This is a genomic window from Halorubrum sp. C191, from assembly GCF_002727095.1.
Taxonomy (GTDB): Archaea; Halobacteriota; Halobacteria; order Halobacteriales; family Haloferacaceae; genus Halorubrum; species Halorubrum ezzemoulense.
Genome location: NZ_NHNZ01000137.1, coordinates 1 through 21,407, shown reverse-complemented (window position 1 = coordinate 21,407; position 21,407 = coordinate 1). Strand labels below are relative to the sequence as shown.

Genomic DNA, 21,407 nt, shown 5'->3' with positions numbered 1-21,407 from the left:
ACCGACTAAGCGCGTATGAACAGGCGACTGACAGCGATCGTTGGCATCGCGGCCCTCGTCGCGTTGGCCGGCTGTGCGGGGTTCGCGGGCACCGCGACCCCGACGGACGGCGACGAGGCGCAACTGGAACGGAACATCGAAGTGACGGCGACGGGCGAGGCGACCTCGGCGCCCGACCGCGCCACCCTCCGCGTCGCGGTCACCGCGACCGGGTCGGACGCCGCGGCCGTGCGCGACGAACTGGCCGCGGGCGAGGAGGATCTCCGGGCGGCGCTGACCGAGTGGGGCCTCAGCGACGACGCGATCCGGACGGAGCGGTACGACGTACAGGAGAGCTACGAGACCCGCGACGACCCGAACCGGACGCGGTACCAGGGCGTCCACCAGTACGCGATCGAACTCGACGACGTCGGCGCGGTCGGCGAGGTGATCGACGTCGCGATCGACGCCGGCGCGGACGAGGTCCAGCGGATCGAGTTCGGGCTGAGCGAGGAGACCGAGCGGGAGGTCCGCGAGGAGGCGATCGCACAGGCAATGTCGAACGCCGACGCCGACGCCGCCGCGCTCGCCGACGCGAGCGGGCTCGAGGTCTCGGGGGTCTACGAGGTGTCGACCGGGCGGTCGCAGTCGCGGCCGTACGTCGCCCAGACGTACGAGTCGGCCGCGGGCGGCGACGCCGGGGCCGCGACCGCCGTCGAGAGTGGCGACGTGAGCGTGAGCGTCTCGGTGAACGTCGTGTACGAGGCGACGCCGGCGTAGCGCCGCGAGGAGCCTTTTTTCGCGGTTCGCGACCGTCAAGCGCGTCGACCGACTACTCCCCGTCGCGGGTGGGGAGGTCGGGCTCGTAGCCGACCGCGTCGACGGCCATGTCGAGGACATCCTCGACGTTCTCGTCTTCCGTGACGCTCATCGTCGCGTCGACTGATTCCGCCTTGACGCCCTCGAAGCGGTCGTGTTTGTTCGCCACCGTGAGCAGCGGCACGGCCGCGCCGAACAGCTCGCGGGCCTCCTCGCGGAGTTCGAGCTGGACCTCGAGCGGGTAGCCGCAGTCGCCGGAGGGGTCGATGACGAAGATCACGGCGTCCGCGAGGTGTTCGAGGGCGCTCACCGCCTGCCGCTCGATATCGTTGCGCTCGTCCGCCGGCCGGTCTAAGAGTCCGGGCGTGTCGACGATCTGGTAGCGGATGTGGTCGCGCTCGAAGTGGCCGATCTGGACGCCCTTCGTGGTGAACGGGTACTCCGCGATCTGGTTCGACGCGCGGGTGACCCGGTTGACGAACGACGACTTGCCGACGTTCGGGTAGCCGGCGACGACGACGGCCGGCTCGTCCGGGTCCACGTCCGGCAGGACCTTCAGCTGGTCCCGGGAGTCGCCGATGTAGCGCAGGTCGTCTTCGATCTGGTCCATGATGTCCGCCATGCGGGCGAACGCCTGCTTCCGGTGTTTCCGCGCGGTGTCCACGTCGGAGTTCCGGACCTTCGTCGTGTACTCGTCGCGGAGGTCCTCGATCTGGCGGCTCGCCCACATCACCTGCGAGAGCGCCTGGCGGAGGCGGTCGACGTCGACGAGTGCGTCCGCGAGCTCGTAGTAGAACGGGTCGACGTCGAAGCCGAAGTCGGGCCACGAGGTGACGACGTTCTCCAAGTTGTCCGAGAGCACGTTGCCGGCGGTCCGTAGCATCGACTCCTGCGCCTCGTGGCCGCGCTTCGCGCGCCCGGCTCGCGCCGCCCGCGAGAACGCCTTGTCGACGAGCTCCTCGGAGCGCGGAGTCGTCGGGAGGCCCTCGAATATCATGTTACCCCGGCTTCGCCGCCGACGCGTATAAGAGCGTCCGTTCGCGGACCGCCGCGACACGGCGGCACACGGGCGGACGCGGCGGGTGCCGCGGGGCCTGCCGAAGCCGCTCACCGTAAGCGGCAAGATCTATCGCTATCTATCACACGCATATTTCGAGCCATACTTATGCTTCAAAGGAATACAATCGGATATGGCACGCTCGTTCACCCCGACGGCGTACGACGACCTGGATCCAGACCGCCGCCCGAGTCTCGCGGCGGCGCTGGTCCCGGTCCTCGCCGTCGTGGCGTTCCTCGGAATCGGCTCGGCCGTCCTCGGCCTCGACCCGCACCCGCCGCTGTTGTGGAGCATCGCCTTCGTCGGCGCGTTCGGCCTGTGGCTCGGCTACGACTGGGACGCGCTGTTCGACGGGATCGCGAACGGCCTCGTCATGGGGCTCCAGGCGCTCCTCATCATCTTCACCATCTACGGGCTGATCGCGACGTGGGTCAGCGCCGGCACGATCCCCAGCATGATGTACTACGGCCTGGAGATCTTGTCCCCGACGACGTTCCTCCCCGCGGCAGCGGTCCTCGCCGCGATCGTCGCGTTCGCCATCGGTTCCTCGTGGACCACCGTCGGGACGCTCGGCGTCGCCTTCGTGGGCATCGGCGCGGGGCTCGGCGTCCCCGCACCGATGACGGTCGGCGCGGTCCTCTCGGGCGCGTACGCCGGCGACAAGCAGTCGCCGCTCTCCGACACCACGAACCTCGCCGCCGGCGTCACCAACACCGACCTGTACGGGCACATCCGACGGATGCGGACCGGCACCGCGATCGCCTTCGGTCTCGCGGTCCTCGGCTTCGCCGCGCTCGGCCTCCGCACGAGCGGCGACATTCCCGCCGGCGAGATCGCGGCGATCCAGGGCGGTCTCACCGAGACGTACGCGGTCACCGCCGTCGCCTTCGTCCCGCTCGTCGTCACCTTCGGGCTGGCGCTGCGGGGGTACGCCGCGCTGCCGACACTCGTCGCGGGCGTGTTCGCCGGCGCGCTCACGACGATCCTCCTCCAAGGGACCGGATTCGTCGCCGCCTGGGAGATATTCATGTACGGGACCTCGCCGGAGTCGGCCTCTACGACCGTGAACGAACTCCTCGCGACCGGGGGACTCACCGGCTCCGCGTGGACGATCACGGTCATCGTCGCCGCGCTGTCACTCGGCGGCATCTTGGAGCGCACCGGCGTCCTCGCGGTGATCGCCCACGCGTTCACCTCGTCCGTACGGAGTCCGGGCGCGCTCGTCGCCGGAACTGGTGTCTCCGCGATCTTCATCAACGCCCTCACGGCCCAACAGTACATGAGCATCGTCCTGCCGGGCGTCACGCTCCGGAACACCTACGACGAACTCGGCCTCGACACCGACCAGCTCTCGCGCGCGGTCGAAGCGGCCGGGACGCCGACCGGCGCCCTGATGCCGTGGCACGCGGGCGCCGTCTTCATGGCGAGCGCCACGGGCGTCCCGACCATCGAGTACGCGCCGTACTACCTGTTCGCGTTCCTCTCGCCGTTTGTGCTGTTCGTTATGGCCGGGACCGGCCTCACGATCGACGCGGATCCGACCTCGGCCGACGCCGACCCGGCGGAGACCGCCGCCCCCGGCGACGACTGAGTCCCGGGATCGTCCGGTCGCCCCCGGGTTCGACACGTTTACGCGCCCGCCGGGCCGTTCGTCTCACATGAGTCTGGAGGTCGCCGTCGCCGCCCCGTTCAAGGCTCGGGCACAGGACCGGCTCGGGCAGGGGGAGTTCGTCGTCGCGCTGTCGCTGGAGCGCGAGTGGTTCTCGCCCGACCAGGCGAAGCGGCTCGTCGACGTCGCGCTCGGCCGCGGCCTGCTGGCGTCCGAGGACGGCGATCTGGTCCCGCAGTTCGACCCGGCCGAGGTGACCGTCCCGGAGGGGTTCACCCCGGACGAGTCGGTCCTCCGCGAGCAGTCCACCTTCGAGAGCGCGCTCGACGCCGTCGTCGCCGCGGGCGTCGAGAAGCAGCGCGCCGTCGCCGCGATCAACGAGCGTCAGCGGGCGCTGGCGGTCACCATCGAGGCCGCCGCGGTCCTCTACGCCCGCGAGCAGGGCGTCGCGGTCGACCGCCTCGCGGTCGACGTGCGCGAGGAGCTCGCCGCCGAGGCGGGCGACGCGGGAGGCGATCCGACCGACGCCGACGACTCGGGGGCGGCGTGAGATGGTGACGGACCGACTCGCGGACGGCGTCCGGATCGCTCAGCTCCTCGCCTCCGAGGTGACGGGGAACGAGAGCCGGCTCCGCGGGCTGACCGTCGCCGACGCCGACCCCGACGTCGAGCCGACCGCCGACGGCGCGCTGGCGTACCGGATCGTCCGCGAGCGCGACGGCTCGCCAGACGGGGACGCGTCCGCGGAGACCGACCCCGACCCGACCGTCGCCGAGGTGTACGTCCAGCCGGACCGCGCGCGGATCGAAGCGGTCGCGGCCCCGGACGCGGTCGCGGACGCGGCGAGGGAGGTCGACCTCCGCGTCCGGCCGAAGGCGGTCCGCCCGCCCCGGACGCTTGTGTTCGTGGAGGACGGCGCGGGAGTGAAGCGCGCGCTGGCGGTCCTCGAAGCTGTTCGGAGCGAGTCGGACGATAGATAGCCGGGCAGCGCCGAACCGCGGAAAAACGTCTCGTCGCCGCGCGTCTACTCGCGCTGGCCGCCGTCGCCGACCGCCGCGCTCGGGCCGGGGCCCGACGCGGGACCGGTCCCGCCGCCGGAGACGTCGAAGTCCCGGACGAGCGAGCCGAGCCGCTCCGCCTGCTCCGCGAGCGACCCGGCCGCCGTCGTCGCCTCGCTCATCGCGGTCAGCTGCTCGTCAGCGGCCTCGGCGACCGCGTCGGCCTCGTCGGCCGTCGACCCGCTGATCTCCGCGACCTCCTCGGCCATCGAGACGGTCTCCTCAGTGCTGGCCGCCTGATCGTCGGTGGCCCGGCTGATCTCGCGGATCCCCTCGTCGGTCTCCGCGGCGTTCTCCGACACCCGCGCGAACGCGTCCGCGGCGTCCTCGACGGCGTCGGCCCCGGCGGCGATGTTCTCCTCGGCGCTCCGGACCGCCTCGACGGTCCCCTCGGTCTGCGACTGCGTGGCGCCGATGAGCTCCTCGATCTCGGTGGCGGCGTCCTGCGTCTCCTCCGCGAGTTGCTTCACCTCGTCGGCGACGACCGCGAACCCGTCGCTCCCGCCGCCGCTGCCACCCGCGCGGGCGGCCTCGATGTTCGCGTTCAAGGCGAGCAGGTTCGTCTGCTCGGCGATGTCGCCGATGAGGTCGACGATCTCGCCGATGTCCTCCATCCGGTCGTCGAGCTGCTGGACGGTCCCCGCGGCCGAGTCGAGCGCCTCGCGCGACTCCTCGACGCGGCCGATCGCCGCCTCGGCGGTCTCCTCGCCCTCGTCGGCGATGTCGGCGGTCTGCTCGGCGACCGAGACGACCGTCTCGGTCGAGGAGGCGACCTCCTCGATCGTCGCCGAGAGGTCGTTCATCTCGTCGGACACCTGCCGCAGCATCTCGCGCTGCTCGTCGGCGCCCTCGGCGATCTCCGTGACCGACCGGCTGACGGCCTCGCTCCGGTCGGACGCGGTCTCGACGCCGTCGACCGTGTCCGCGCTCGCGGTCGACACGTCCTGCGCGAACGACCGCACCTCGCCCATCGCCGCGTCGATGTCCTCCATCATCTCGTTGAACGCCGCGCCGATCTGCGCCATCGCCTCGCTCTCGCTCTCCGCGTCGAGCCGGACCGTGAGGTCGCCGTCTGCCGCCCGGCCCATCGCGGCGCTGTAGTCGTCCGCCTTCGTCTCGAGGTGGCTGTTCAGCCGCTCGACCTCCTCCCGGCGCTCCTCGACCTCCGCCTTCGCCGCCTCGACGTCCTGGATCTCCGCCTGCTTCCGCTCCGCCAGTTCCAGCTGCTCGCGCGCCGCCTCGCGCGACTTCTCGATCGAGTACCAGTTGACCATCAGCGCGCTGGCCAGCGCGAGGACGAAGACCGCGTGAATGCCGCCCCAGACGATCGGGTTCTGTATCGCCGCGGTGTGGTTGTAGACGAGACTCGAATCGATGAGGCTGAACGCGCCGTGGCCGACCGCCACGTACACGACGCCGACGGCGAACGGGAGCCAGTCCTCGTACAGCGCGAGCACCCCGATAAACACGAAGAAGCTGAAGTGCGCCTCGATGTAGCCGCCCGACAGCTTGACCATCGCCATCGAGACGGTCATGAGGCTGAACGCGGAGAGCACCGTCCGCTGGCGGCGGCCGAGCCGCGACCAGCTTGCCAGCGCGCCGGTGCCGAGGATGACGGCGACGAACCCGCCGAGCATCCACAGCGGCGTCGCCGGAATCTGCGCGCCGGTGAACGACTCCGTCCCGTTGTAGAGGCCGAGCCCGATCAGCAGCGGCACCTGGACCGCGATCGAAATCAGGATGTTCCGATGCCGCGGGCTCCACATTTCCTCCGGCATCGAGGTGCCGTCCGGGATGTAGCGGATCACGTCCCGCACGCTCTCCGCCAGCCCGCCCGATCCCCCCGCGTCCACGCCGGTCGCAGTCTCTGCCATGGGCGACGATTGTCGCACGGTATAAAAACACGTCGCCTCCAGATATTATCGCTGATACCGTCTCTCAGGTCCTGAGACGCTGGTAATTAAGCCGCTGAGTGATATCGCGCTGACACAATTTACCCCACGACGTTGCCGATTGTTCGGCGATGATCGAACACGTTCGTCCCGGCGGGCGGAATGACCTCATTGAGTGGCACGAACTTCACCGGACGGAACCGGTTTCACTGAGCGAACTCCCGCCGAGTGAACCCCCGCTGAGCGAACTCGCGCCGGGCGCCCAGGTCGTCGACCGCGCGGCCGACGCCTTTTATATTGGTCCGGCCCGCCGTACGGTCGTGACGCTCGATCCGATCCACGTCGAGAACATCGCCCGGCTCGCGTACGGCATCGGCGGCGACGTGGACGCGACGGACCACGACGACCTCGCCGAGCGCGTCTGGCGGGAGTGGCTCCCCGAACTACGCCGCGACGGCCGGGTCGTGCTCGCGGCGCTCGGCGACCACGAGCGCCATCGGGCCGCCATCGACGACGTGGCGCTCGCCGAGCGCCCGTTCGAGGCGGTCCACGGGCTCGACTCGGGGACGATCAACCCGACGACGTTCAAGAACGGCCTCGTCGTCGACGTCGCCCACGCGGCGATGGCGAGCTCGCCGACCGACCTCGACCTCCACCGCGACCGCACCATCGTGGCCACCGTCCACGCCGGCGACTCGACCGCCGGCTTCGACAGCGAGTGGACGCGCCGCGACGAGGGCCACACCAAGCAGCGCGTCCTCCACGTCCCGCGGGTGAACCGCTACGCGGAGCGGGTCGTCCACGCGCTCGCCTTATACCTCGCGGAGGGGACCCACGCGCTCGACCACGCGGACCGGGTGGAGGACCTGCTCGTCCTCGACGGCCCCATCTACCCGAAGGAGCTGTTCACGTGGGCCGACCGCGACCCGGAGCTCGGCGCGCTCGCCCGCGAGGCGAAGCCGCGAGCGGTGATCGAGAAGTACGTCCGCCTCGTCGAGCGGTTCGTCGAGCGCGACGTGCCGCTGGCCGGCTTCGTGAAGAACCCCGCGAGCGGCACCGCTGTCCGCGCGCTCTCGCGCGCCGGCGTCGAGTCGCCGTGGCCCGACGACACCGCGCTGTTCACCCGGCTGTTGGAGCGCCGCGAGCCGTACGGGGCCGCCGGCGACGGAGAGTTCACCGACGACGACCGGGGCGCAGAGCGCGGCGCGCGGCTCGACGACGACCTCACGTTCACCACGTGGTTCCGCAGCCGCGGCGGCGCGGACGCGCCGATGGCCGCCGACGGCGACGCGCTCGGTGTCGACCGCGAGCTCGACCCCGAGCTGTACGAGCCCACGTTCATGGTCGTCTACGACCCGCGGACCGACGTGACCTACAAGCTGGAGGCGCCGTACGCGTTCACCCGCGACGCGGGGACCCGCGAACGGCTCACCCGGCAGGTGGTCGCCGAGGTGGCGGCGACCCGCGGCCCGCCGGAGCCGGTCGCGAAGGCGGACGCGCTGGCGCGCATCTCAGCCAGCGAGAAGGCGGCGCTCCGCCGGAAGTTCGAGGAGCGGCTCGGCAGCGACCAGCAGGCGACCTACGACGACCTGCGGTGGGGGAAAGAGACGTACTGAACCGGTGCCCCTCAGAGGGCCTGCGCGAGCAGCACCGCGTAGGTGACCGCGTTGTAGATGCCGTGGACCAGCCCCGGCACCACCACGTTGTCCGTCCACTCGTAGAACGCGCCGAGGACGGACCCCAACACGACCACGATACCGACGTACGCCCACTGCTCGACCGGCGTCCCCGAGACCGAGGGGAGGTGGATCAGCCCGAACGCGAGGCTCGCGATGAGCACCGCGGGGACCGCGTCGAACGCGCGGCGGACGGTGCCTTGGACGACGCCGCGGAACAGCAGCTCCTCGACCGGGCCGACCACCGCGAGCGACACCGCGATCATCGCGAGGTAGTACGGGACGGGGTTGCCGGCGGGGACGACCGCCTGATTCTGCCCGGTCGAGAGGCCGACCTGATCGAGCGCGAACAGCGCGCCGTACTGGAACGCGAAGAGGGCGATACCCCCGCCGACGATGATCGCCGCTTCGCGGGCGTCAGGGCGGGAGATCCGGGCGAGCGTCCACTGGTCGGTGATCGCGAGGTAGCCGGCGACCGCGATCGCGAACCCGACGAACTGGAGCAGCGTCTGAAGGAGCTGGTAGCCGGTCGTGCCCTCCGACACCAGCCCGAGGGAGGCGGCCAGCTCCGCGCCCGGCGCGGTGATCGCGCTCGCGACGAGGAGCGCGAACACGATCGCGAACAGGGCGCTCGCGACGCGGAACACGCGCTGGCCGACCGCCGAGGCCGAGAGGTCGTCGCTCATTACAGTGAACACGACTCGCAAGGGCTTTAGACGCACCGGAAGGGGATCGGCGCCGACGACGTCCCCACTCGCAGAGCAGATCAGTCTATTCGCAGCTCGCGCTTCTCCGCGACCGCCTCGGCCTCCTCGAAGTCGCCGCCGCCGAGCAGCCCGCGGGCCGCCTTCTTGCCCCATTCGACGGCGGGCTGGGTGAACGTCGAGACGCTCGCGAGCTCGCCGTACAGCACGCAAGCGGCCTCCATCCCGAACAGGAGTTCGCCGAGCGCGCGTTCGTCGACGCGGTCGATCTCGACCCGCACGTTGGGGACGTCGGCGGCCGCGAGGCTCGCCTCAGTCGCCTCGAACTCGGCGTCGAGCAGGCCGCCGAGCGACGAGCCGCCGAGGTACGCGAGCCCGTCGAGGTCCGTCTCGGGGATCGGCGCGTCGGCGCGCTCTGTCGGCCGGACGAGCGTCACCAGCTTGTCGGGTGGCCCGGCGCGGTACAGCTGGAGCTGGGAGTGTTGATCGGTCGCCCCGAGCGCGCGCGCCGGGGTCTGCCCCAGCCCGTCCTTCCCGAGGCTCTCGGCCCACAGTTGGGCGAACCACTCCGCGAACGTCTCCAGCGACTCAGCGTACGGCATCACGGCGTTGGTGAGCGCGCCCCGCTCCGCGAGCGCGTACGTCGCCGCCCCGTAGGCGTACGCGGGCGAGTCGTACAGCGACCCGGCGAGCGCGTCCATCCCGTCGCGGCCCCCCGCGAGGACGGACTCGACGTCGTGGCCCTGGAGCGCGGCGACAGCGAGCCCGACCGTCGACAGCGCCGAGAAGCGCCCGGGGACGCCGTCGGGCACCGGGAGCGACGGAAGGTCGTGGCGGTCGGCCAGCCGGCGGAGGTTCCCCGACTCGCCCGTCGTGACGAGGGTGCGCTCGGTCCAGTCGACACCCGCGTCGGCCATCGCCTCGCGGACGACGAGAAAGTTCGCGAGCGTCTCCGCGGTCGTCCCCGACTTCGACACCACGTTGACGACGGTGTCGTCGAGCGGGAGGTCGGCGAGGCGGCGCCGCGTCTCGTCGGGGTCGATGTTGTCGAGGACGTACGCGTCCACGTCGCTGTCGAGGGCGTTCGACAGCGTCGCCGCGCCGAGCGCGCTGCCACCGATCCCGACCGTCAACACCGCCTCGGGGCGGTCGAACCCCTCGACCGCGGCGTAGATCGCGTCCGGGTCCGCGGTCTCGGGGAGCGTCAGGGCGGCGTACCCGAACTCGTCGTCGGCCATCCCGGCCGCGATCCGCTCGTGCGCGGCCGCGACGCGGTCGTCGAGTCGGTCCAGCGTTGCCGTCGTGAGCCCGGGCGTCGTCGCCAGGGCGTTGCCGAGGTCCACTCGCATACCTCCCTCACCGCGCGAGAGTAACTTAAAAGCCGGCGGGGGGTCGCGGTCGCGGCGCCCGCCCGCGGTCGTGGCCCGTCACGGACGAGCACCCGTCGCGGTCAGTCCGCCGCGACCGCCGAGTCGTCGCCGTCGAGCGCCGGCCGACCGAACCAGTAGTCGAACGCGAGCGGGCCGGAGCCGAGCGTGAACACCGCCGACGCCATCCCGAACAGCGCCACGTGCGCGAGGACGGGATCGTCCGGGAGCCCGAACAGGGTCGTCGTGAACAGGACGAACGAGAGCGCGGCCGCGCCGCGGGTGAAGAAACCCGCGATCAGCGCGAGCCCCACGGCGACCTCGGTCACCCCCGCGCCGACGACCCACAGCCCCGGGTCGACCGGGACCACCGCCGTGAGGTCGTACTTCTCGACGACCTGGAGCGCGCTCGCGGGGTCGGCGAGCTTCTGAATGAGGCCGAGGTAGACGAACGAGACGCCCATCCCGACCCGGAGCACCGCCGGGACGTAGCGCCGCAGCGGGGCCGTCGACTCGTCGAGGAACGACTTGAGGTACTGGACGGGGTCGACCCGGCCGTAGTATGAGCCCGGCGTGCTCGCGACCGCCAGCAGCATGTCGTCGGCGCTCGGGCGGCCGCCGCCGAGGATCAGCAGCGCGAGGAACACCGGGACGTACTCCACGGCGAGGAAGACGAGGGGGTCGACCGCGAGGAACACCCACGCGTACGTCAGCAGGCCGACCGTCGCGGTGATCCGCGTCGCCAGCCCGAAGAGGGTGAAGAACCCGAGCCCGATGAACAGCACCCGGAGGAGCGGGCTCGCCCCGGTGTCGAACGCGAGCGTCGGCGCGAAGAGATACCCCTCGAAGCCGGCGCCGACGAGCGGGAGCCCGACGGCGAGGCGGAGCATCCACGGGACGAGGTCGGCGTACCCGGCGAGCTTTTCGCGGAGGACGACGATGTCGACGATCGTCGGTCGCACCCAGAGGTACGCCGCGATGCCGACGAGCCCGAGCGCTCCGGACCCCGCGAACAGCGCCGCGTTGAACGGGTCCGAGAGCACCTCGACGACGAACGCCACAGCGTCGAGCGGGTCGCCGGAGTCCTCGGTAACGTAGTCGACGTGGGCCGCGGCCGGTCGCGCGGCGAGCGTCGCGAACATGGCGAGCGCGGCGACGGCTACCGATCGGTGACGGACGGACATACCCCTCGTACGGGCTGGATACACCTAACGGTATTTCTTCACGAACGTTCGAATGCGACGGTGTGGCGGCGGTTTCGGACAGATACGGGACGGTCGTTTAGGGTGCCCGCGCGACGACGCCGAACGTTTCGGTCCGCGTCTCGGCGCGCTCGATCTCGAACCCGGCGTCGGCGAGCGTTTCGCGCGCGTCGCGCGCAGCGAAGCGCTCGTCGACCGGCGGCCCGTGGTCGCCGTCGCCGTCGGCCGACCAGTCGAACACGACGAGCCGCCCGTCGGAGCGGAGGACGCGGGCGAGCTCGCCGATCGCGTCCGGACTCGCGAACTCGTGGTACGTCATCGTCGAGCACGCCCCGTCGAGTTCGCCGTCGGCGAGGGGGAGGTCCGAGACGTCGCTCGCGACGAGGTCGACGTTCTCCGGGAGCCCCTTGTCGCGGTAGTACTCGTGCATCTCCGACTGGACGTCGACGCCGTAGACGGTCTCGGCGTGTTCGGCGACGGCGTCGGTGTAGAAGCCGGTACCGCTGCCGAGGTCGGCGACGACCGCGGCGCCGACCTCGACCAGCGGGCCGATAAGCTCCTCCGCGGAGACCCATCGGTAGCGGCTCGGGCGCTCGAGCTGCGACGCCTGCTCGGCGTCGAACGTGTGGAATCCCATGGGCGGTATTGCGCGTCGAGTACTAAAACGCGTCCGGTCGAGGCGCGTGCGACTGAGCCGACGCGACCCCGCGACGTGGAACGGGACGGCGACCCGTCCCGCCGGTCACCACTCGGGTTCCAGCGCGTCGAGGAGCCGGTCGACCTCCGCCTCCGTCGAGACGGCGTGGACCGACACCCGGATCCCGTCCGGGTGCGGGAGCGACCGGACGACGATGTCCCGCTCGCCGAGTCGCTCGACGGTCGCCTCCGGGTCGTCGACGTCGATCGTCACGAGCCCGGACTCGAACGCCCGCGGGCTGAGGAGTCGGTCCTCGGGGACGCCGTCCTTGAGCCGGTCGGTGAGCGCCTCGATCCGCGCCTCGATCGCGTCGAGGCCGACCGCCTCGATGGCGTCGAGCGCCTCGACGAGGCCGACGTGCGCCGCCGCCGTCGTCGTCCCGACCTCGAAGCGCCCTGCGGCCGGCTTGAACTCGATCTCGTCGCCGGTCGGGTCCTCGACGCCGCGGTAGCCGACCGCGTGGGGCGCGAGATCGGCCGCGGCGTCGCGGTCCACGTAGAGGAATCCGGCGCCCCACGGGCCGAGCGTCCACTTGTGGCCGGCCGCGGCGACCGCGTCGGCGCCCCACTCGCTCACGTCCATCGCGCCCTGCCCGGGCGACTGAACCGCGTCGACGAGGGTGAACGCGCCCGCGTCGTTCGCGACCTCAACGAGGTCGGCGACGGGGAGGCGGGTGCCGTGGGTCCACGTGATCGCGCTGAAACAGACGAGCCGGGCGTCCGCGACCGCCGCTGCGTACTCGTCGCGGTCGACGCGGCCCGCCTCCGTTTCGAGGACGCGGACTTCGACGCCCTCGCGTTCGAGGCGCTTCCACGGGAGGACGCCTGCCGGGTGTTCGAGATCGGTCCGGACGACCACGTCGCCCGGTTCCCAGTCGATCGCGCCGGCGACGCGGGTGATCCCGTCGGTCGTGCTCTCCGTCAGCGCGACCTCCTCGGGGTCGGCGCCGACGAACGCCGCGATCCGCTCGCGAACGCGGTCGTACGTCTCGAACGCGTGGCCGTACGGGTCGGTGGTCGCGGAGCCGTACTCGTGCTCCTCGATGAAGGACCCGGCCGCCTCGACGACGTACTCCGGGCTCGGCCCGTGCGCGCCGAAGTTGAAGTACGCCGCGTCGCCGAGGGCCGGGACGTCCGCGCGGAGCTCTCTCGGGGTCATACCGTCGTCGTCGAGTTGGATCGTTCTCATGGTGTCGGTTTCGGCGACTCGGGCCGCGATGGCCGGCGCGGTCCCGCGTCTCGGGTGTTCAGTGTGTGACGCCTGTCGGACCGATTCAGGCGGTGTGTTCGCCGACCGCGTCGGTCAGCGCCTGCTCGCTCTGCGCGCCGACCATACGCTCAACCGGCTCACCGTCGGCGAACACGAGCAGCGTCGGGATCCCCTGGACGCCGTACTCGCCGGCCAGGGCCTGGTGGACGTCGACGTCGACCTTCAGCACCGCCGCGTCGGTGTCGCTCGCGACCGCCTCGACGGCGGGCTCCATCATCCGGCACGGACCGCACCAGTCGGCGTAGAAGTCGACGAGAACGACATCGTTCTCGGCGACTCGGTCGTCGAACGCGTCGGCGTCGTCCAGCTGGATCGGTTCTGCGGGAGCGGCTTCTGTCGAACTCATACCACTTGGTACACGCCCGGGACTGATAACGGTTTTGGATATAGACCACAATACTACACACTACGGAGGATGAGCCGGAGCGACTCGGCCGCCCCGGCCGCTCTCGATCGGTCCCGATTCCGGCGGAATCGGTGGCCGTCGCCGTACTGACCGTATCTTTCCGCCGGCCGGTTCGGGGACCGAGACGACCCGCTGCCGGGTCGCGGCGTAATCGAGAAGAGCGGCGAGAGCATCGATCGGTGACAACACAACTGCGCGTCCGGGGCGGTCCGCTCGCCCGACGAGTCGGGCGTCGCTACTGGATGTGGCCTTCGCGGCGGAGCTGGTCGGCGTCCTCGTCATCGTACCGCCACTCGACGTTCGCCTTCTCGTCCTGCCAGTCCCACGGCTCGGCGAGGACCACGTCGCCCTCGTTGATCCACGTGCGGTACTTCATGCGGCCGGGGATCCGGCCGAGTCGTTCCTCGCCGTCGGCGCAGCGCAGTTGGACGTGGTTGCCGCCGAGGTGTTCTGTCACTACGGCGAACACTTCGTCGTCGTTGGGCATGCGGAGGTTCTTCCGCCCGGATTCTTCGCTCATACCTTCCGTTGTGCGCTCGCCCGTATAAGTGATTGGAGACGCGTGTGTGCGCCCGTCACGCGATCCGTTCGCACGACGACGGCGCCCCGGAGCGCCGGACCGAACTCACTCCGCGTCGGTGAGCGTGGTCGACCGATCGTCTCCGTCAACGGTCGAACCTTCGACGGCCGTACCTTCGCCGGTCGCGTCGCCGTCGGTCGCGTCGTACCCGGCCGCGTCACCGTCGGTCGCCCGCTCGCCGAACGCCGCGTCGACCTGCGCGAACGTCTCAGCCTCGGTCCCGGAGTTGTCGACGACGACGTGCTCCGACGCCACCTCGTCGAACAGCTCCTTGAAGTGGAGGTGGATCTCGAAGTCGGCGTCGCTGATCCCGTCTCGGCGCTCGATCCGGCGCTCGACGACCGCCTCGTCGCAGGCGACCTCGACGAGGTCGAACTCGGCCGCGGCCTCGGCGGCCGTCTCCCGGGCGTCCGCCCGGAACCGGGCGTCCGCGAACGTCGCGTCGAGGACGACGGCGCCCCCGTCGCCGACGTCGTCGCGAGCGCGCGCGAGCAGTTCGGCGTAGACCGCCTCGGTCTCCGCGTCGGTGTACTCCGGGTCGTCGAACAGCTGCTTGCGTATCACGTCGGTCCGCCGGATCCGCCCGTCGACGTGGTCGGCGATCCGCTCGGCGACGGTCGTCTTGCCGACGCCGGGCAGCCCGCAGACGACGACCAGTCGCCCGGTCGACGCGCCGTCGTCGGCGACCGGGGCGGACGAGGTCAGCGACGCCGGATCGAAGGAACCCGCCGTTTCACCGCTCGAAGCGGGGGATTCGGTTCGGTCCGACGGTCGACCGCCTCGGTCACTCATCTACCGCTATTCTCCGGGGTGAGGTAAAAGAAACTTCTCATTAGCCACCCCCGACCGACGCCGTGAGGCCCCCCGGCTCGCGGCGGATCAGGACCCCTCGACGTACCGCCGGATCAAGCGTCCGTCCCGGGTCGTCCACCGATAGCCGATGGAATTAATCGAGTATCGTTGCGAGAGCAGCGACGAGCAAGGCGACGATGGTTCCGACGAGGAGGCCGGAAGCCGCGGCCATAGTCACAGAGAGGTACAGTGACAATCCGGTTACCGCCACGACCGCGACGATTACAACCGGGAGTTGTAGCGCAAATCGGGAGCCGAATTCGGAGGTGGCCTCGGATCGGAAACTTATGCTCGGAGGGAAGAATCTCTGCTCAGAAAATCTCCCCGAGCGACGGGTTTGCGATCACAGTCTGATGACTCGTTCAGTGTTCAGTTAGACAGAGTAACGCACTGCCTCCGCTGAACTCGTCGCTATATCGTCCGGTGATTACATCCGGGACTCCCGCAGTCGTGTGGTATCGGCCGCAAGAAAGTGGGTTGGGGCGGATTTGAACCGCCGGCCTCCTCCATGTCAAGGAGGTGTCATAACCGGACTAGACTACCAACCCGAAGGGGCTTACTGACGCGTCTCGTCGTTTCCGTGGGACGTAATTGAACCTTTCGTTTCGAACCGCCCGCGGGGCCGGCCCGGCGGCTCGATCGGGAGACAGCGCGGCGACGGTCGCGGCCCAGGCGGGTCGTCGGTCGGTGTCGACCGGACGGCGGGTACGGAGCGGTCGCACGGCGTCCGCGCGCAGACGGCTTCCGACCGGTTTTACCCGTTCGGCGACAGTCCGTCCGTATGGTCGACCTTGCCGCCCGCACGGACAGGCTGGACGCCTACCTCGCCGAGCGCGGACTCGAAGCGGTCTGGTTCGCGCGGCCGAACGGGTTCGCGTGGCTCACCGGCGGCGACAACGTCGTGGACGCCGACGCGGCGACGGGCGTCGCGGCCGCTGGCTACGACGGCGAACTCCGCGTGATCGCCGACGACATCGAGGCGGACCGGCTCGCCGACGAGGAGCTTCCGGACGCGTTCGCGGTCGAGTCGTTCCCGTGGTACGCCGACTCACTCGCCGCGGCGGTCGCCGAGCGGTCGCCCGAGCCCGCCGCCGCGGACTTCGACGTGTCCGGCTTCGAGGCGGTCGACGGGAGCCGGCTCCGACAACCCCTCACCGACGACGACGTCGAGCGGTACCGCGAGCTGGGTCGGGAGGTCGCGGCCGCCGTCGAGACCGTCTGCCGGAACCTCGAACCCGACGACCCGGAGTACGAGGTCGCGGCCGGCATTGACATCTCGCTCGCCTCCCGCGACGTGGACACGCCGGTCGTCCTCGTCGGCGGCGCGGAGCGAGCGCAGGCGTTCCGCCACTACACCCCGAGCGACGCCGCGCTCGGCGACTACGCGCTCGTCTCGGTCACCGCGGAGCGGGCGGGGCTCTACGCCTCGATGACGCGGACGGTGGCCTTCGACGCGCCGGACTGGTTCGAGGAGCGACACCGCGCCGCGGCGCGCGTCGAGGCCACCGCGATCCGAGCCACCGAGGCCGCGGCGGCCGGGACGCTCGTCGGAGGAGACGGTGACGCCGGGTCCGCGGACGCCCCCGACGCCGCCGGTGACGTGTTCGAGGCGATCCGAGAGGCGTACGACGCGGTCGGCTTCGCCGACGAATGGGAGAAGCACCACCAGGGCGGCGCGGCCGGGTTCGCGGGCCGAGAGTGGATAGCGACGCCCGACGGCGACGAGCCCGTCCGGTGGCCGATGGGCTACGCGTGGAATCCGACGGTCCGAGGAACGAAAAGCGAGGACACGCACCTCGTCGCGCCGGACCTGACGGAGCGGCTCACGAAGACCGGTCGGTGGCCAACCCACGAGACCGAACCGGTTGACGTGGCGGGGATCGACGCGGAGCCGGTGGAGCTGGCGGCGCCCGTGATCCGGTAGCGGGACCGGTCTCGTCGGGGGCAGCGCCGCCGGCGACGCGGTCGACGGCGTCCGCGGGTCAGTACACGTACTCGCTCTCGTCGATGCCGACGTACCCCTTCTTCACCCGGCGCTTGTTCCACTTGTAACCGACCAGCAGCTTGAGCGACTCCCACCCGGAGCGGTACGGCTGCGAGAGGAGGTCGTCGCCGGTCTCGGCGGCGAGCATCGCGTCGGCCGCGCCGATGACGCGGTCCCAGTCGGCGGGCTCGTACTCCGCGACCATGTCGGCCATCGTCACGTTGCGGACGACCTCGTCGCCGATCGCTTCCTTCCAGCGGCGGTTATACGAGGCCAAGTCGCCCTCGGCGGCGAGTTCGCCCGCGATCGCGCCGGTTCGGACCGCGACGTGATCGCCGCCCTCGTGGAACGCCGACGTGGTCCCCATCGCGCCGCCCGCGACCGCGATGCCGGCCTCCACGGGCGAGTCGATCGGCCGGGTAGACGAGATCGGGTACGTCTCCGTCCCGCCCCGCTTGCCCGCGTCCTCGACGAGCGGGAACTCCTCTTCGATGTCGTACTCCTCGCCGTACTGCCACTCCAAGAGTCGGCGGATGTACTCGCCGCCCTGCGGGATCGACTCGTCGTCCTCGCGGAGGAGGGCGTACTCCGAGGCGTCGATCTCGTCGATGTCGAGGCCGATCGGCATCGTCAGCCCGACCCGGCAGACGCGGTCCGCGTTCGGGAAGATCCACGGGTACGCGGTCTCGCCCGGCATCACGCCCCACCAGAAGACGAGCGCGTCCTCGACCTCCTCGAACACGTCTTCGGGAACGCGCCGATACTCCTGATACGCGATGTGGTTGGCGGTCCGGGAGGCCAACCGCTCGGAGGCCTGCGCGTCCGCGGGCAGGTACTCGTCGAGGACGCGGTTCGTCACCGTCCGCTGCGGGCCGTCGGTGAGAACGACGAAGTCGGCGCCGACGGTGCCGCCGTCCGCGATTTCGAGCGTGTGGCGCGGATCGCCGTCGGCGGGGCCCACCGAGAGGTCAGTGTTGACGCCGCGGACGGAGGTCCCGACGCGGTACTCGGCCCCGGCCTCCTCGGCTCGGTCGCGGAGCCAGTCGTCGAACCGCGCCCGCTGGAAGGTGTAGCCGAACTTGTCGTACGAGGAGTCGATGCCGGTGGAAGTGAGCGTCGCCGACTCGTCGGGCCCCCGGAACTCGGCGCGGTTCAGCTCGCGTTGAATTACTCCGTCGTCGAACTCGTCGGGGTGGATCCCCATGATGTCCACCCAGTAGTCCAAGATCCCGGCCGCGTCGGTCGAGTCGGGACCGAGGCCGTCGCGGTCGGCCCGGGGGACCCCTTTCTCGACGACCAGGGCGTCCGCCCCGCCGGTCGCGGCCGCGTGCGCCGCGGACGACCCGGCCGGCCCGCCGCCCACGATCGCGACATCTACGCGTTCCATACCTCGTGAGGTCCCTGTCCGGCTATTAAATTCACGGTCCCCGATGCGGGTCCGACCGGCCGACGTGTCGACGGACGCACGGCGGCGAACGTTCGTTTCCGGGCCGGTGACCGATTGATCATGTTCGATTATCAGCAGTAAGCGGCCCAGAGAGACACGTTTTTATCGGGGAGAGGGATTTCATCCAGCACACCAATGGCACGCGAGACGTGGGCGACGCGGGCGGGGTTCATCCTCGCCGCGGTCGGGAGCGCGGTCGGGCTGGGGAACATCTGGCGGTTCCCGTTCATCACCGGCCAGTACGGCGGATCGTCGTTTCTGATCACCTACCTCGCGTTCGTCGCGCTGATCGGGTTCCCGGCGATCCTCGTGGAGTTCGTCATCGGGCGCCGCACCGACCGGAACCCAGTCGGGGCGCTTCGGGAACTGGGCAGCGGCGTCTGGTCGTCCGCCGGCTGGCTGTTCGTCGTCACCGGCTTCATCATCCTCTCGTACTACAGCGTCGTCGCGGGGTGGTTCCTGCGCTACACGCTCATCGGGATCACAGAGGGGTTCACCGTCGCCGACCCGGCGGCCGCGGACGCGCTGTACGAGTCGGTCTCGACCGGGCTCGACACCCTCCTCTTCCACGCCATGTTCATGCTGCTCGTCGTCGGGATCATCGCCGCCGGCGTCAGGCGGGGGATCGAACTGAGCGTGAAGGTGATGGTGCCGGCCATACTCGTCCTGCTCGTCGGACTGGCCGCGTACGGGTTCACCCTCGACGGCGCGAGCGCGGCGTACGCCTACTACCTCTCGCCCGACTTCGCCACAATCGCCGCGAACTGGACTGAGATCCTCCCCGCCGCCGCCGGACAGGCGTTCTTCACGCTGTCGCTCGGGATGGGCGTGATGATAACGTACGCCTCCTACCTCGGCGAGGACCGGAACCTCGCGGCCGACGCCGGGATCATTGCGGCGCTGGACACGCTCGTCGCCGTCCTCGTCGGCTTCGTCGTCTTCCCCGTCCTCTTTTCGATCGGGATCGAACCGGGCGCCGGCGGCCCGCGGACGATCTTCGTGAGCCTCACCGCCGCGTTCGCGGGCATTCCCGGCGGCCGGATCCTCGGCGTCGTCTTCTTCGGCATGGTCGGGATCGCCGCGCTCTCCTCCGCGATCAGTATCCTCGAGGTGCTCGTCTCCTACCTCATCGACGAGGTCGGTGTCGCCCGGGTGCCCGCGTCGGCCGCGCTCGGAGCCGCCGTCTTCCTGCTCGGCGTCCCGGTCACGATCGACTCGATCTTCCTCGGCCTGTACGACGGGCTCGCGGACGGGATCCTGCTCGTCCTCGGCTCGCTGCTGCTCGCGCTGTTCGTCGGCTGGGTGATCCCGGACGTCGGCCGCGAGGAGCTCAGAAAGGGGATCGCTGACGGCGCCGGCCTCGACGCAGTCTGGATCTGGGCGGTCCGGGTCCCGATCCTGATCGTCGTGGTCGTCGTGCTGTACCTCGGCGTCGTCGACTACGTCGGCTTCCTCACCGACGACTTCGCCGGCTGGCTGGCGGCGCGATAGCCCCGGGCTACCGGGCTGACTTCCCGTCGCCGCCTCAGACGTGTTCCTCGCGCGGCTGGACCACGACGAACCCCTCGCCGCCGAAGCGCATCTGGTAGCGCTCGCCCGACTCCTGGCCGATCATGTCCGAGAGGCTGCGGTTGACCTCCACGTCCGGCGACGTGCCGCTCCACGCGACGGTCGCGCTCGGGTCGGTCGACACCGGCGGTTCGAGGACGATCGGGTCGCCGTGGGTGGTGATCGCGACGTAGCCCGGCCCCTCGAGATAGACGTTGCTGAAGCCCCCGGCGAGCGCGCCGGCGAGGCTGTCGATCGTGTTGATCTCGTAGGAGAGCGACTCCTCGAAGGCGAGCACGTCCTCGCCGTTGACCGTGATCGACTCGCCGGCGTCGAGCTCGACGACTTGGACCTTCTTGCCGTCGTCGGCGAAGTAAACGTGGCCCTGCCCCTCGACGGCCATGATCGGCGTTCCTTCGCTCGTAGCGGCCTCCTTGAGGAACCCGGTGATACCGCCCTCCGCGGAGGCCTTCCCGGTGAAGGACACGTCGCCCGTGAACGCCACCATCGAGCCGGCCTTCGCCATGACGGTGCCGTCGACGTCGACGTCTAGGGTGTAGCTGTTCTCGCGCTGGAACGGTTCCGCGCTGTCGGTCGGTGCGTTCGCGGCGGTGAACTCGTCTAGGTTCATGATACGGGGACCGAACCGATCGGTTCGGCTGTACGGAAGTTCCGCTGTATCGGTTAAGAATCTACGGGACCCGTTTCGGGGAGCGAGACGCGGCCCGTCCGTGTTCGGGAGACGAGTCCGGCCTCAATACACGACCAGCGAGAGGTACAGCTGGCCGATCCCCGCGACGATCATCACGGCGCCCGCGATCCGCTTCAGCAGTCCCGCGTGGTTCATCACCCGGTTGGCGTTGCTGACGAGACCGACGCCCGTCGCGACGGTCGTCGCGGCCATCAGGACGGCGACGGTTCCGGCGTAGACGGCGAGGAGGAGTACCGCCGTCTCGGACGGGAGCGCGATCGCCCGGGCGACGACGCTGAGAAACACCGGGGCCACACAGCCGGCGCCGGCCAGTGCGTACCCCGCGCCGAAGACGCCGAACCCGAACACGCTCGACCGCCGCTCCGGCAGCGGCACGGATATCGACGGCGCGCGCCCGGAGACCACGAGCAGTCCGAAGGCGATCAGCAGCCCGCCGACGAGCGTCTCGAACACCGTGATGTTCGACAGCGTCGAGTAGCCGATCCGGACGGTCGCGCCCGCGAGCAGCGCGAACGTCGCTAACACGCCGACCGCGGCCGCGATCCCTCG

General features: G+C 70.4%; 20 protein-coding genes and 1 tRNA gene. 7 read left to right on the top strand and 14 right to left on the bottom strand.

From position 1 onward, the window contains the following. Window positions 1-15 precede the first annotated feature (15 nt). Entirely contained in the window at window positions 16-759 is a 744-nt protein-coding gene (locus tag Z052_RS13640) for an SIMPL domain-containing protein (protein WP_094520008.1), read from the top strand. Window positions 760-811: 52 nt separating this feature from the next. Here the strand turns inward: Z052_RS13640 and Z052_RS13635 are convergent, their stop codons facing one another. Further along, the gene (locus Z052_RS13635) at window positions 812-1,795 is read right to left on the bottom strand and encodes a GTPase (protein WP_049930867.1); all 984 of its coding nucleotides are present in this window, start codon (window positions 1,793-1,795) and stop codon (window positions 812-814) included. A gap of 193 nt (window positions 1,796-1,988) precedes the next feature. Here Z052_RS13635 and Z052_RS13630 point away from each other — a divergent pair, with 193 nt between their 5' ends. The 3 genes from Z052_RS13630 (at window position 1,989) to Z052_RS13620 (ending at window position 4,444) form a co-directional block, all read left to right on the top strand. Further along, a complete protein-coding gene (locus Z052_RS13630) occupies window positions 1,989-3,446 on the top strand; it encodes a Na+/H+ antiporter NhaC family protein (protein WP_094520912.1) in 1,458 nt (485 codons plus the stop codon). Between the two features lie 67 nt (window positions 3,447-3,513). Continuing rightward, the gene (locus tag Z052_RS13625) at window positions 3,514-4,014 is read left to right on the top strand and encodes a DUF2240 family protein (protein WP_176450702.1); all 501 of its coding nucleotides are present in this window, start codon (window positions 3,514-3,516) and stop codon (window positions 4,012-4,014) included. Window position 4,015: 1 nt separating this feature from the next. Further along, window positions 4,016-4,444, top strand: a complete 429-nt coding sequence (locus Z052_RS13620; RefSeq protein ID WP_086219681.1) for a hypothetical protein — start codon at window positions 4,016-4,018, stop codon at window positions 4,442-4,444. 44 nt (window positions 4,445-4,488) lie between these two features. Here the strand turns inward: Z052_RS13620 and Z052_RS13615 are convergent, their stop codons facing one another. Beyond that, a complete protein-coding gene (locus Z052_RS13615) occupies window positions 4,489-6,396 on the bottom strand; it encodes a methyl-accepting chemotaxis protein (protein WP_049930862.1) in 1,908 nt (635 codons plus the stop codon). A 338-nt stretch (window positions 6,397-6,734) separates the two neighbouring features. Between Z052_RS13615 and Z052_RS13610 the strand changes: the two genes are divergently transcribed. Then, window positions 6,735-8,030, top strand: a complete 1,296-nt coding sequence (locus Z052_RS13610; protein ID WP_086215374.1) for a DNA double-strand break repair nuclease NurA — start codon at window positions 6,735-6,737, stop codon at window positions 8,028-8,030. A gap of 11 nt (window positions 8,031-8,041) precedes the next feature. On the opposite strand, the gene Z052_RS13605 is transcribed toward Z052_RS13610, so the two are convergent. The 9 genes from Z052_RS13605 to Z052_RS13565 all read right to left on the bottom strand — a co-directional run bounded on the left by Z052_RS13605 (window position 8,042) and on the right by Z052_RS13565 (window position 15,715). Continuing rightward, on the bottom strand, window positions 8,042-8,776 hold the full coding sequence (locus tag Z052_RS13605) for a CPBP family intramembrane glutamic endopeptidase (RefSeq protein ID WP_094520911.1): 735 nt from the start codon (window positions 8,774-8,776) through the stop codon (window positions 8,042-8,044). 80 nt (window positions 8,777-8,856) lie between these two features. Continuing rightward, complete coding sequence (locus tag Z052_RS13600) at window positions 8,857-10,143, bottom strand: glucose-6-phosphate isomerase (RefSeq protein ID WP_099289127.1); 1,287 nt, start codon at window positions 10,141-10,143, stop codon at window positions 8,857-8,859. 101 nt (window positions 10,144-10,244) lie between these two features. Next, complete coding sequence (locus Z052_RS13595; protein WP_049930856.1) at window positions 10,245-11,345, bottom strand: DoxX family protein; 1,101 nt, start codon at window positions 11,343-11,345, stop codon at window positions 10,245-10,247. A gap of 97 nt (window positions 11,346-11,442) precedes the next feature. Beyond that, window positions 11,443-12,000, bottom strand: a complete 558-nt coding sequence (locus Z052_RS13590; protein WP_086215377.1) for a class I SAM-dependent methyltransferase — start codon at window positions 11,998-12,000, stop codon at window positions 11,443-11,445. Between the two features lie 105 nt (window positions 12,001-12,105). Next, the gene (locus Z052_RS13585; RefSeq protein ID WP_086215378.1) at window positions 12,106-13,248 is read right to left on the bottom strand and encodes an aminotransferase class V-fold PLP-dependent enzyme; all 1,143 of its coding nucleotides are present in this window, start codon (window positions 13,246-13,248) and stop codon (window positions 12,106-12,108) included. 85 nt (window positions 13,249-13,333) lie between these two features. Beyond that, window positions 13,334-13,675: a thioredoxin gene (trxA, locus tag Z052_RS13580; RefSeq protein WP_049930851.1), complete on the bottom strand. Its 342-nt coding sequence runs from the start codon at window positions 13,673-13,675 to the stop codon at window positions 13,334-13,336. 295 nt (window positions 13,676-13,970) lie between these two features. Beyond that, entirely contained in the window at window positions 13,971-14,255 is a 285-nt protein-coding gene (locus tag Z052_RS13575; RefSeq protein ID WP_049930850.1) for a translation initiation factor eIF-1A, read from the bottom strand. A 105-nt stretch (window positions 14,256-14,360) separates the two neighbouring features. Then, a complete protein-coding gene (locus Z052_RS13570; protein ID WP_094520910.1) occupies window positions 14,361-15,107 on the bottom strand; it encodes an AAA family ATPase in 747 nt (248 codons plus the stop codon). A gap of 533 nt (window positions 15,108-15,640) precedes the next feature. After that, window positions 15,641-15,715 (bottom strand) — tRNA-Val (locus Z052_RS13565). A gap of 233 nt (window positions 15,716-15,948) precedes the next feature. On the opposite strand from Z052_RS13565, the gene Z052_RS13560 reads away from it, so the two are divergent. Further along, window positions 15,949-17,091 carry a Xaa-Pro peptidase family protein gene (locus tag Z052_RS13560; RefSeq protein ID WP_094520909.1) on the top strand — a complete coding sequence of 381 codons (1,143 nt, stop codon included), beginning with the start codon at window positions 15,949-15,951 and terminating at the stop codon, window positions 17,089-17,091. Window positions 17,092-17,149: 58 nt separating this feature from the next. Here the strand turns inward: Z052_RS13560 and Z052_RS13555 are convergent, their stop codons facing one another. After that, window positions 17,150-18,538: an NAD(P)/FAD-dependent oxidoreductase gene (locus tag Z052_RS13555; RefSeq protein ID WP_094520908.1), complete on the bottom strand. Its 1,389-nt coding sequence runs from the start codon at window positions 18,536-18,538 to the stop codon at window positions 17,150-17,152. A 195-nt stretch (window positions 18,539-18,733) separates the two neighbouring features. Between Z052_RS13555 and Z052_RS13550 the strand changes: the two genes are divergently transcribed. Beyond that, window positions 18,734-20,089, top strand: a complete 1,356-nt coding sequence (locus Z052_RS13550; RefSeq protein ID WP_094520907.1) for a sodium-dependent transporter — start codon at window positions 18,734-18,736, stop codon at window positions 20,087-20,089. Between the two features lie 34 nt (window positions 20,090-20,123). Here Z052_RS13550 and Z052_RS13545 read toward each other — a convergent pair whose 3' ends face one another. Together Z052_RS13545 and Z052_RS13540 are read right to left on the bottom strand one after the other, a co-directional pair. Then, window positions 20,124-20,777: an AIM24 family protein gene (locus Z052_RS13545; RefSeq protein ID WP_049930842.1), complete on the bottom strand. Its 654-nt coding sequence runs from the start codon at window positions 20,775-20,777 to the stop codon at window positions 20,124-20,126. A gap of 123 nt (window positions 20,778-20,900) precedes the next feature. After that, window positions 20,901-21,407 (bottom strand): cytochrome C biogenesis protein (locus tag Z052_RS13540; RefSeq protein WP_099289126.1); only part of this gene is annotated, 507 nt, incomplete at its 5' end.

Bases quoted from the DNA above. Each gene is read 5' to 3' on its own strand.
- Z052_RS13590 (WP_086215377.1), bottom strand. From the start codon at position 12,000: ATGGGATTCCACACGTTCGACGCCGAGCAGGCGTCGCAGCTCGAGCGC.
- Z052_RS13555 (WP_094520908.1), bottom strand. From the start codon at position 18,538: ATGGAACGCGTAGATGTCGCGATCGTGGGCGGCGGGCCGGCCGGGTCG.
- Z052_RS13545 (WP_049930842.1), bottom strand. From the start codon at position 20,777: ATGAACCTAGACGAGTTCACCGCCGCGAACGCACCGACCGACAGCGCG.
- Z052_RS13575 (WP_049930850.1), bottom strand. From the start codon at position 14,255: ATGAGCGAAGAATCCGGGCGGAAGAACCTCCGCATGCCCAACGACGAC.
- Z052_RS13625 (WP_176450702.1), top strand. From the start codon at position 3,514: ATGAGTCTGGAGGTCGCCGTCGCCGCCCCGTTCAAGGCTCGGGCACAG.
- Z052_RS13630 (WP_094520912.1), top strand. From the start codon at position 1,989: ATGGCACGCTCGTTCACCCCGACGGCGTACGACGACCTGGATCCAGAC.
- Z052_RS13640 (WP_094520008.1), top strand. From the start codon at position 16: ATGAACAGGCGACTGACAGCGATCGTTGGCATCGCGGCCCTCGTCGCG.
- Z052_RS13570 (WP_094520910.1), bottom strand. From the start codon at position 15,107: ATGAGTGACCGAGGCGGTCGACCGTCGGACCGAACCGAATCCCCCGCT.
- trxA (WP_049930851.1), bottom strand. From the start codon at position 13,675: ATGAGTTCGACAGAAGCCGCTCCCGCAGAACCGATCCAGCTGGACGAC.
- Z052_RS13560 (WP_094520909.1), top strand. From the start codon at position 15,949: ATGGTCGACCTTGCCGCCCGCACGGACAGGCTGGACGCCTACCTCGCC.
- Z052_RS13615 (WP_049930862.1), bottom strand. From the start codon at position 6,396: ATGGCAGAGACTGCGACCGGCGTGGACGCGGGGGGATCGGGCGGGCTG.
- Z052_RS13600 (WP_099289127.1), bottom strand. From the start codon at position 10,143: ATGCGAGTGGACCTCGGCAACGCCCTGGCGACGACGCCCGGGCTCACG.
- Z052_RS13550 (WP_094520907.1), top strand. From the start codon at position 18,734: ATGGCACGCGAGACGTGGGCGACGCGGGCGGGGTTCATCCTCGCCGCG.
- Z052_RS13595 (WP_049930856.1), bottom strand. From the start codon at position 11,345: ATGTCCGTCCGTCACCGATCGGTAGCCGTCGCCGCGCTCGCCATGTTC.
- Z052_RS13620 (WP_086219681.1), top strand. From the start codon at position 4,016: ATGGTGACGGACCGACTCGCGGACGGCGTCCGGATCGCTCAGCTCCTC.
- Z052_RS13585 (WP_086215378.1), bottom strand. From the start codon at position 13,248: ATGAGAACGATCCAACTCGACGACGACGGTATGACCCCGAGAGAGCTC.
- Z052_RS13605 (WP_094520911.1), bottom strand. From the start codon at position 8,776: ATGAGCGACGACCTCTCGGCCTCGGCGGTCGGCCAGCGCGTGTTCCGC.
- Z052_RS13635 (WP_049930867.1), bottom strand. From the start codon at position 1,795: ATGATATTCGAGGGCCTCCCGACGACTCCGCGCTCCGAGGAGCTCGTC.